General features: G+C 59.4%; 6 protein-coding genes and 1 pseudogene. All 7 read left to right on the top strand.

Annotation, left to right across the window (positions count from 1 at the left end):
- Window positions 1–816 (top strand): ASCH domain-containing protein (locus GGQ62_RS15980; protein ID WP_207791816.1); only part of this gene is annotated, 816 nt, incomplete at its 5' end.
- 416 nt (window positions 817–1,232) lie between these two features.
- Window positions 1,233–1,421 (top strand): annotated as a pseudogene (locus GGQ62_RS15975) (transposase); the annotation flags it as partial.
- Window positions 1,422–1,604: 183 nt separating this feature from the next.
- Complete coding sequence (locus tag GGQ62_RS15970) at window positions 1,605–4,628, top strand: BPTD_3080 family restriction endonuclease (protein ID WP_152577777.1); 3,024 nt, start codon at window positions 1,605–1,607, stop codon at window positions 4,626–4,628.
- Complete coding sequence (locus GGQ62_RS15965) at window positions 4,625–6,505, top strand: GmrSD restriction endonuclease domain-containing protein (RefSeq protein ID WP_152577778.1); 1,881 nt, start codon at window positions 4,625–4,627, stop codon at window positions 6,503–6,505. Before GGQ62_RS15970 ends, GGQ62_RS15965 begins: the two co-directional genes overlap by 4 nt.
- Window positions 6,505–7,503, top strand: coding sequence for a PGN_0703 family putative restriction endonuclease (locus tag GGQ62_RS15960; protein WP_341533748.1), 999 nt, complete (start codon window positions 6,505–6,507; stop codon window positions 7,501–7,503). Before GGQ62_RS15965 ends, GGQ62_RS15960 begins: the two co-directional genes overlap by 1 nt.
- The gene (locus tag GGQ62_RS15955; protein WP_152577780.1) at window positions 7,500–8,057 is read left to right on the top strand and encodes a hypothetical protein; all 558 of its coding nucleotides are present in this window, start codon (window positions 7,500–7,502) and stop codon (window positions 8,055–8,057) included. The genes GGQ62_RS15960 and GGQ62_RS15955 overlap by 4 nt, the downstream gene beginning before the upstream one ends.
- 39 nt (window positions 8,058–8,096) lie before the next feature.
- Window positions 8,097–10,961 (top strand): site-specific DNA-methyltransferase, encoded by a 2,865-nt coding sequence (locus GGQ62_RS15950; protein ID WP_152577781.1) that lies wholly within the window; start codon window positions 8,097–8,099, stop codon window positions 10,959–10,961.
- Window positions 10,962–10,975: the final 14 nt, after the last annotated feature.

Below are 10,975 nucleotides of genomic sequence, written 5' to 3'. Positions count from 1 at the left end.
ATGATGCGGCGTCATCAGGACACAGGGAGAAACGCCATGGCGCTCAAGGGTTTGATCATTCGGCAGCCGTGGATCGAGATGATCCTCGCAGGCACAAAAACATGGGAGATGCGATCGGAACGCACGGCGCTCCGAGGCCCAATCGCGCTTATTGAAAAGGGCACTGGTTTGGTCGTGGGCACCGCCATTCTAAGCGACTCACTACCCCCGCTCAGCCCGGAGGACATGGGCGCTTGCCGCACCAACCATGGCATCCCTGCTGAAATGAGTGGCGAGGTGGGCTTCAAATGGTTCACGCCGTGGGTGCTTACCGAGGCGCGCCGGCTTGCGCAGCCGGTACCCTATGTTCACCGCTCCGGCGCCGTGATCTGGGTGGAGCTCGATGCCGACGTCGAAATGGCCGTCGGTTCGCAGTCGCAAATGGACCCTGGCCCCGCGCCGCCGATCGCGAAGGGGCCGCCAGCGGCGGTGGCAGGACCCCTGCCGACGCCGGGCGTCAGCACCGGCATTGTTGGGGTCCACATTCCGCTCACCGGCGGTAATATACGCAACGGCCATTTCTATCTGCGGGTGGCGCGCTCGCTGCTACCCGTCAATGCGATTGGCGGCTCCAATAAGAGCGCGGCGGGGTGGCCGGTCACCGTAAATTTCGCATCGGGTGAGACGGTTGAAACCGATGTCGATGGCGAGAAGATGATCTTTCGTGAGCGCGCGGCGGTTCGTCGGTTCTTCGAACGCGTGAAGCCTCGGGAGGGTGACCGCCTGTTGCTGGAGCGCACCGCCGAGCGGCACTTCCGGGTATCGCTTGCGGCATGACAGTGCTGCCCCAGGGCGACTAAGGTAGGTCGCCATACCAATACCGAATCGGCTGGGGGCAGGTGTTGGCCTATCTACCCTGACCCAAGCCGGTACGCCGACGTTTTCGCGATCCTAGAACCGGTCATGCTCTAAGATGAGCAAGCGACCGCTTCCGAAAAGCGTCGATGAGGCTTTGGGCATCCGCATATGGGTCATTTTGTGTATTACCAGTCTGCCGACGAAGGACAGCCTGCCAAGGCTCGCATTCGCAAAGCCGCTAGTCCGCATGCGGCCCGATGCTAGCCGTAGATCGATGACAAGCTCGACGGCAGCAGTCCGCCACCGATGAGAATGGCGGCTCCGGGAATCGACGGACAATTACTGCTGTTCACATGCGTAGGCGACAACAACAGGAGCTTACCCTGCCGCAGCCCGAAATCAAGCGGCGCAACGATGTCGTCGGCATCTTTCCGAACCAAAACGCCATCATCCGCCTCGTCGGCGCGATCCTCCTCGAGCAGAACGACGAATGAGCGGTCCAGCGCGCCCGCTACACCACACTGGAAAGTGTCGCCCAGTTGAGCGATGATCCCCTCGTCACGCTGCCAACCATGGCAGCATGATCAACCCGGCCAAAGCCGGAGATCGTCGTGCCCGCACCGACGAACCTACACCACGAGGTGGGACACGATCCGATAAAGTCGTTTAGAAATGACGCGGAAAAGTAGAGTTCGGCCTCGTCGACGTTGCCCTCAAATCAATTATGTTACACAGTGAGTTATCGGTCGGGGTGGTTTTGGTGGGGCATGACGCAGCAGTTTTTTGACGCGCCGATTCTGAATTCTCCATATGCCAGTCCAGTTCGCCATTGGGAACTCGACACAAACGGGCAACCGACCAATATCATTTCGCCCAGCCGTCGATCGAGCTCACTCGTTTCGCCAATTCCAAAGGCAAAGAAGAGCCGCAACGCCAAAGGTCAACAAGCCGACTTCCTAGCCGACCGTGACGATCTCGGCTTCGAGCAGGAATACAACCCCACCGAAGTCATCAACGGAATCCGCTCCGCCGTAGCCAGTTGGCGCGATCTCACTGAAAGCCAGTGGAACGTTACCCCCACGACTGCTCGGTTGCTCCGTCATTGGCGCACACACGAGTTCACTGATCAGAAGCCGTTCTTCTGCCAGATCGAAGCCGTCGAAACGGTTATCTGGCTGACCGAGGTCGCGCCAAAGTCATCGTCACAGGGTCGACGATTCTGGGCACACCTTGAAGAAGCCAATCTCGCGTCCAATCCCGAACTGCTGCGGCTGGCGCTCAAACTCGCGACCGGTGCCGGCAAGACGACGGTGATGGCGATGCTGATCGCCTGGCAAACGGTCAATGCCGTCCGGCACCCCGATTCCAAACGATTTTCGAAAGGCTTTCTGGTCGTCGCGCCGGGCATCACGATCAAGGATCGCCTTCGCGTCCTGCAGCCCAACGACCCGGACAGCTATTACCGATCGCGCGAACTTGTGCCCGAAGACATGCTCGGCGACCTTGGCCGCGCCAAGATCGTCATCACCAATTACCACGCGTTCAAGCGCAAGGACGAAATCGCGCTCAACAAGGTTCAGCAAGCCGCGCTGAAAACGGACTCTCGCCCCGAGAGCGACGGCAGCCTCATCCGCCGAGTGGCCGGCGAGTTGATGGGCATGAAGAACATCGTCGTCCTCAACGACGAAGCCCATCATTGCTACCGCGAACGTCCGCTGACCGATGAAGAACGCAGGGCGCTCAAGGGCGATGAGCTCGATGAAGCCAAGGAAGCCAATGAAGCCGCCAGGCTGTGGATCTCAGGGCTGGAGGCGCTCAACCGCGTCCTTGGGATCCAGATGGTCTACGACCTGTCAGCCACGCCGTTCTTCCTCAAGGGCTCTGGCTACCGTGAAGGCTCCCTCTTCGGCTGGGTGATGAGCGACTTCAGTCTGCTCGACGCGATTGAATCCGGCATCGTCAAACTGCCCCGTGTACCCATCATCGACAATGTGCCTGGGGGCGACACGCCAAAGTTCCGGAATCTGTGGGAGCATGTCGGCAAATCGCTGCCGAAGAAGGGCCGGGCCAACGCCAAGGACTTGAACCCCCAGCAGCTTCATGAAGTGCTGCTCGCCGCGATCGACGCGCTCTATGGCCACTATGAGGAAACACGGGAGCTCTGGCGCCAGGCCGGTATCGGCGTCGACCCCGTGTTCATCGTGGTGTGCAACAACACATCCACGTCCAAGCTGGTTCATGATTACATCGCCGGCTACACCATCGAGAACGCCAACGGGTCCACTGAGCTCGTTGCCGGCCGATGCAAGGCTTTCCGCAACTTCGATCCCGACGGCGTCGCCTTGCCGGTGATGCGCACGCTGCTGATCGATTCCGGTCAGCTCGAATCTGGCGAGGCGATCAGCAAGGAATTCCGCGAGGCCGCTGCTGGCGAAATCGAGCGCTTCCGCCAGGAAATGATCCAGCGCAGCGGCGACCAGCGGGCTGGTGAGAAAATCACCGACGAAGAAATCTTGCGCGAAGTCATGAACACCGTCGGCAAGCCGGGCCGCCTTGGTGAAGGTATCCGCTGCGTTGTCTCAGTATCGATGCTGACGGAGGGCTGGGATGCCAACACCGTCACCCATGTCCTCGGCGTCAGGGCCTTCGGCACGCAGCTGCTATGTGAGCAGGTCATCGGCCGTGCGCTGCGCCGCCAGTCCTATGTTCAGCAGCCCGATGGCCTCTTCAAAGTCGAATATGCCGACATTCTCGGCATCCCGTTCGATTTCACCGCGGCGCCAGTGCAGGCCAAGCCGGCCAAGCCGGACAACACTGTCCATGTTCATGCCGTCAGCCCCGACCGGGATGCGCTCGAAATCCAGTTCCCCCGAGTCGAGGGCTATCGCACCGACTTGCCGCAGGAGCGGCTGGAGGCAAAGTTCACCGCCAACAGCACACTGGAACTCACCCCCGATCTCGTCGGCCCGTCAGAAACCCGCAACCAGGGTCTGATCGGTGAGGGCGTCGATCTGACACTCAAGCACCTTGCCGACATGCGTGCCTCATCTGTCCTGTTCGAGCTCACCGAACGCATTCTGAAGCGCTATTACGCCGATGATGGCGGGCAGCCCAAGCGGCACTTGTTCATGCCATTGAAGTCGATCGTTCGCCGCTGGATGGACGAGCATCTGAAATGCGCGGACGGCAATTTCCCGGCCCAAGTGCTTTACCACGACATCAGCCAGATCGCGGCGCAGCGCATCATCGATGCCATCACGCTAGGCAACAGCGACACCGGCGCGGTGAAGGCCATCCTCGATGCCTACAATCGCACAGGCTCCACTCGCCATGTCGGCTTCAATACCTCGAAGGCGCGGTATCAGACCGATCCGAACAAATGCCACATCAACTATTGCGTCCTCGACAGCGATTGGGAGGCGGAGTTCTGCCGCGTCGCCGAAAAGCACCCAAAGGTGCTGGCCTATGTGAAAAACCACAACCTTGGCTTTGAAGTCCCCTATCGCATGGGCGCGCAGGTGCGCCGCTATCGTCCGGACTTCATCGTCAAGGTCGACGACGGCAAGCCCGACCCGCTTAACCTGATCGTCGAGACCAAGGGCTACCGCGGCGAGGACGCCAAGGACAAGGCCACGACCATGGACACCTATTGGGTGCCGGGCGTGAACAACATCGGCACCCATGGCCGCTGGGCCTTCGCCGAGTTCACCAACGTCTGGACGATCCAGAGCGAGTTCGAGACCTTGGTGCAAGCTTGGCTCGACAAAACGATCCAAGGGAAAAGCGCATGAGCTTCGATACCACGAAAACGAGCCTCAAGGATCTGCTCAGCTACATCGAAGCGGGTAAGATCCAACTCCCTGATTTTCAGCGCGATTATGTCTGGAACGAGGATGACGTACGAAGCCTTCTGGCCAGCATCGCCAAGGGTTTCCCTGTTGGTGCACTGCTCACCCTTGATCGCGGCGGAAGCGTCGAATTCAAGCCTCGCGGAATTGAAGGAACCAGCGTCGAGGGCGTTGAACCCGAAACCTTGCTGCTCGATGGGCAGCAACGAATGACGTCACTATTCAAGACAGTGCTGTCAAAGCAGCCGGCCCGAGTGCGCACGCCGAAGGCCTCCCTCGTCGATCGCTTCTTTTACATCGACATCGAGATGGCGCTCGATGTGCATGCAAACTTTGAGGACGCGATCCAGACGGTGCCAGCGGACCGCATTGCCAAGACGAGTTTCGGCAAGGTCGGCGACCTCGATTTGTCGACTGTCGAGCAAGAATATCAGCGGCTGATGTTCCCGCTCAACCAGGCCTTGGAGCCAACAACTTGGATCTTTGGGTGTGTAGGGTACTGGAACACCGCCGGGCATGACCGCATGGCAGATTTGCTCCAGTTTCAGGATGCTGTGCTGAAGCGCATCCAGAATTATCAAATGCCCGTGATCAGGCTTTCGAAGGATAATAGCCGCGAAGCCGTCTGCACTGTGTTTGAAAAGGTCAACGTCGGAGGAAAGAAACTCGACGCCTTCGAGCTCGTGACGGCAATCTACGCGGCCTCAGGTTTCGATCTCCGGGAGGATTGGGCTGGCACCAAAGGTGTTCACGGGCGCCTTGGCAGATTGCGCGCCAAGCAGCCTCCCAAGGGGGTATTCTCCGACCTCGCCAGCACTGACTTTCTCCAGGCCTGCACCATCTTGCACACCCGCGAGAAGCGGCTCGCGGCCGAGGCCGATGGCAAGACAGGCAAGGAGCTGCCCCCGATCAACTGCTCCCGCGAGGCGCTGCTCGCCTTGCCGAAAGACGCCTATGTCCGGCATGCCCCATTCATCGAGGCCGGTTTTTCGGAAGCTGCCCGGTTCCTGAACGAGCAGAAGATACTATGGGGCCGAGATCTGCCCTACCCCACACAGCTCGTGGCAATGGCTGCATTCTTTGCACTGCTACCCAAGGCATCTCGGAACGCGGCAACATCCGGCAAACTGGAACGCTGGTACTGGTCAGGCGTGCTGGGGGAGTTTTACGGGTCGGCAACGGAAACCAAGATCGCGCGCGATGTTCCCGATCTGCTCGCATGGATGAACGGCGGTCCGATACCCCGCACCATGGCCGACACCTTCTTCCAGGTTGACCGTCTCGATACACTGCGGATGCGACTTTCAGCAGCCTACAAAGGCTTCCACGCGCTCCTGATGCGATCGGGCTGCCGTGACTTCCTCACTGGAAAGGGCGTTGAGGTGATGACGGTCTACTCCGACGCACTCGACATTCACCATATCTTCCCCCGCAAATGGTGCGAAGCGAACGGGATCAAACCCGGCATCTATAATAGCATCATCAACAAGACCGCCCTGTCCGCCGATACCAACCGGATCATCGGCGGCGACGCGCCCAGCATCTATCTCGCCAAGATTGAAGCCAAGCTCGCCAAATCCGATAGTGCCGCAGCGCCGGGCGCCATGCTCGACGATATCCTGCGCTCACATCTGATCGACCCTGAACTGCTGCGAGCCGATGACTTCGCCGGCTTTTACGCGGCCCGGAAATCCGCCTTGGCAAGCCTTGCTGGCGGTGCCCAGGGCAAGGACGTCATTCAGGAGGCACTTGCCGAAGGTGCCGTCGCCGATGAAGACGTGACGATGGACGAGGAAGAGTCGATGGACGATGCCGCGTGATGTCTGCGTTCCAACAAACTGAACAGGCCCACCAGCTTGAGTATCTGAAGCGCCCATGCTTCGAGGGGCTTACAGGCTTTCACGACCGGGCCTTTCAGTTCCTGCCTGATTATGCTCATTGGAATCTCGCTGAACCAATCCGCGAAAAAGCCCGAGATTTATTCAATCATCCCGAACCGGAACACGAAATCCACTGGCACACTTATGCCAGTCACGGTTGTTCGTCCCAGGCCTGCTGCGTCAACTTCTTGCTGCCGATGGCTGACAAGCCGGACATGCTGTCACTTTGGGTTGATCACGTCCTGGGGCTGCAGGGCGCGAAAGTGGTGCCTATCGAAACTCGTTCGGGCACCGATTGGAGCCTGGCATTCGAATGGTTTCCACCGACCGACTATCTGAACGAGGCAAACAAGAAGGGCATCAGGCCCCGCGGTTCCAACTCAACCTCGGTCGATGCAGCCTTGCAATTCGACTACAACGGCGAACACCACCTGCTGCTGATCGAGTGGAAGTACATCGAAAAGTATGGCTCGACGCGCACTGCCAAAGACATCGCCGGCGATCCGACACGGGACAAGCGCTATTCGAACATCTGGAAACGGCCACACGGCCCGATCCGGAGCGACACCTCACTGAAGCTGCAGGATTTCTACCTCAACCCGTGGTATCAACTCCTTCGGCAGCAAATGCTCGCCTATCATGCCGAGAATGACCCGTTCAGTGGTTTCGATCGTGCGACAGTGCTGCACATTTCTCCGGGCGGTAATGATGCCCTCAAGCGGGTGAATGGAGCAGCGTTTCAGGACTGCGAAGGCAGCAACCTGTTCGAAGCATTTCGCAATCTGCTCGACCCTCAACTGTCAGATCGCTTCCGCTCCATCACCACAGAAGCTGCCTTTGCACCTCTCGCCGGTTGGCCAGAGGCCGATTGGCTGCCGTGGTTGCGTGATCGTTATCCCAACCTTTTCGCCATGCAGGCAATGGAGCACAACCGATGACAACGCGTACTATCAGCTTCGAAGGGCTGCCTTTGACAGCGATGGCCGCTTTTGCGCTGGCACTCGCTGGCTGTGCCTCCACGGGTAGCCTGCCCAAGACCGCGGCAGACGCTTCGGCACAACCGGGTGTGGTCGGCAAAACCGGCTGGTCGCGTTATCAGGACACCATGTTCGTGCGGGGAATCGACCGGCAAACAGCGTTCCTGGCAGCGAAGGAAGGCTTGGCGGCGGCAAGCTTTGTCATCAAGCGCGGCAGCGAAGCCGAAGGGTCGGTCGTCGGTTCTCGGGGCATGACGTTGTATGACTGGAACGTCGTTGCCGGCGTCTATTTCGAGGCAAAGCCAGGCGGCTATCAGTTCTCGGTCGTGTCGCAAGGTTCGAAGGATGTCGGCTTCTGGGGCGATGCCACCGCGCGTAGTTGGCCACAGGATATCTTCCGCGGCATCCGCACCTACATCGCCACGGAATCATCGATAACCAACCCCGACAAGGGCATCTTCGAAATGCGGCCGGCGGAAGGCGCGATATCGCCTGTCGCCTCGCCGAAGCCATAGTCGCATTCAAGCCATAGCAGCCAAGCAGAAAGCCTGAACATGGCCAAGCCCCCTCTCCGCGTCGACACGCTCACCCATGGCGAGGCAACCCGCAAGAACGCCCCCACGGCGGAGCTGGAGCCGTTTGTCGATGCTGCAACCAAGCGGCCAATTCAGGTTGCCTATGAACGGCGCAATCCCGATCTTGATCCGCAACTGGTGTGGCGGGGGAAGGATGTCGCCGATTGGTCCGATCTCGTCGTCAATGCGCCGCCGCTGTATATTCAGGAAAAGATCCACCCCAAGGCGATCATCGAGGATCTGAAGCGCGCATCCACCCGCGCCGCGGCGCCGGCGGATGCGCCCGATCTGTTTGCCGATTTCAACGGCATCGCGGCGGAGGCGAAGACCGAATTCTACGCCCATGACCAGCATTGGTCGAACCGAATGATTTTGGGCGATGGCCTGCAGGTGATGGCGAGCCTGGCGGAGCGCGAAGGGCTGAAGGGCCAGGTCCAGTGCATCTATATCGATCCGCCCTATGGCATCAAGTTCAACAGCAATTTCCAATGGTCGACGACCAGCCGCGACGTGAAGGACGGCAAGGCCGATCACCTCACCCGCGAGCCCGAGCAGGTGAAGGCATTCCGTGACACCTGGCGCGATGGCATCCACAGTTATCTGACTTATTTGCGTGACCGGCTGACGGTGGCACGTGACCTGCTGACCGAAAGCGGTTCGATCTTCGTCCAGATCGGCGATGAGAATGTGCACCGAGTACGAGCATTGATGGATGAAGTCTTCGGTGACGAGAACTTCGTTTCGCTGATCACGTTCATCAAGACGAGTGGCCAAACAGACAACCTACTCGCTTCAGTATCGGATTATGTAATTTGGTTTTCCAAGAATGCCGCATCAATCAAGTATCGGCAGCTCGTTTATGTCCGATCAGTCGCCGAAGCTATGGAAGGCGCCTACACCAAGGTTAGGCTGGCGGACGGCAGCCGGCGAAATCTCAGCAAAACAGAACGTGATGATCCGCTAGGTTTGCCTGCTGGAAGCGTGCCTTATCGACACCAGATTTTGACCAGCCAGAGCCCGGGCACGCGCTACCCTGTTGAATTCGAAGGTACGATCATACAACCGACGACCGGATACTGGAAAACCCAACAATCATCCATGCCGGTGCTCATCAAAGCAGGTCGAGTCGAAGCCACCGGAAAGACGCTTAGTTACGTTCGCTATGCTGATGACTACCCGGTCATACCCATCGCAAATTTCTGGCAAGACACAGGATGGTCGCTTGGCGCTGACAAGACTTATGTCGTTCAAACCGGAACAAAGATTATCGAGCGCTGCATCCAGATGACCACCGATCCCGGCGACCTCGTCCTTGACCCGACCTGCGGTTCCGGCACCACCGCCTATGTCGCCGAGCAATGGGGCCGGCGCTGGATCACGATCGATACCAGCCGGGTGGCGCTGGCACTGGCCCGGTCACGGATCATGGGCGCGCGTTACCCATGGTATCTGCTTGCCGACAGCCGCGAAGGCCAGATGAAGGAGGCCGAGATCACACGGTCGGTGCCGCGCGACACGGCCACCCATGGCCGCGTCCGCCAGGGCTTTGTCTATAAACGCGTGCCGCACATCACGCTGAAATCCATCGCCAACAATGCCGAGATCAATACGATCTGGGACAAGTGGCAGCCAATGTTCGATTCTATGCACGCGGACATTCAGGGAGAATGGGCCAGCCCTCTGCCGATCTGGATGATCGAAACTGACAAATTCCAAGCCGAATATGCCGACAGCATGGTGAAGCTGAATGTCGCTGCCGTTCGAAGCTTGCTCGAGCAAGTCCCAATCGAGGACCGGGGCTTCGAGTATGAGAACCGGATCAAGCTCAAAAACCTGATGCGGTATTGGAACATGGCACGCATCAGTCGCCAGAAGGAAATTGACGCATCCATCGCCGCGAAGGCTGAAACCGAATATCTCTATGACCAACCCTATGACGACAAGGGCCGCGTCCGCGTTGCGGGTCCCTTCACGGTCGAGAGCCTGTCCCCCCACCGCGTCCCCGCTGTCGATATCGATGACAGCCTGTTCGACCAGATGGAGGCCGCCGAAGGCCGCGCCCCGGCCGGTGCCACACGCGAAAGCCTGGACTTCACCGAAACCATCCTGTCGGCGCTGAAGAAGGCCGGGGTGCAACAGCCGCACAAGGAAGACCGCATCAAGTTCGACGCACTGAAGGGCTGGCCCGGCGACCATATCTGCGCCGAAGGGCAGTTCACCGACAATGCCGGCGCACAAAAGCGCGCAGCCATCCTGATCGGCCCCGAATATGGCACCGTCTCCCGCCCTGCCCTTACTGCCGCGGCGCGCGAGGCTGCCGAGGCGGGTTTCGAGCTGATGGTCGCCGTTGCCTTCAACTTCGACGCCCATGCCGGGGAGTTTGAAAAGATGGGCGCGCTGACCGTGCTCAAGGCGCGCATCAACCCCGATCTCCACATGCCCGAACTCGCCGACACCGGTGCCGGCAACCTGTTCACCGTGTTCGGCGAACCCGACATCAAGGTGCATGACGAAGGTGATGGCATGGTCAGCATCGAAGTCGCCGGCATCGACATGTACAAGGCCGGCGCCATCGAAAGCACCAGCGCCGACGAAATCGCCGTCTGGTTCATCGACACCGACTACAACTACGAAAGCTTCTTCGTTCGCCACGCCTATTTCCCCGGCGCCAACGACCCCTACAAGGCGCTGAAGACGACGTTGAAAGCCGAGATCGACGAAGACGCCTGGGCCAGCCTGAAACGCACCCGCAGCCGCCCCTTCCCACGCCCGGACTCTGGCCGGGTGGCCGTGAAGGTCATCAACCACCTGGGGGATGAAGTGATGAAGGTTTTGGGGGTTTGATGTGACGAAGGGGC

Source organism: Polymorphobacter fuscus (assembly GCF_011927825.1).
Classification (GTDB): Bacteria; Pseudomonadota; Alphaproteobacteria; order Sphingomonadales; family Sphingomonadaceae; genus Sandarakinorhabdus; species Sandarakinorhabdus fusca.
The sequence above is the reverse complement of the archived record's forward strand: the minus strand, read 5'-3'. Positions and strand labels throughout refer to the sequence as shown.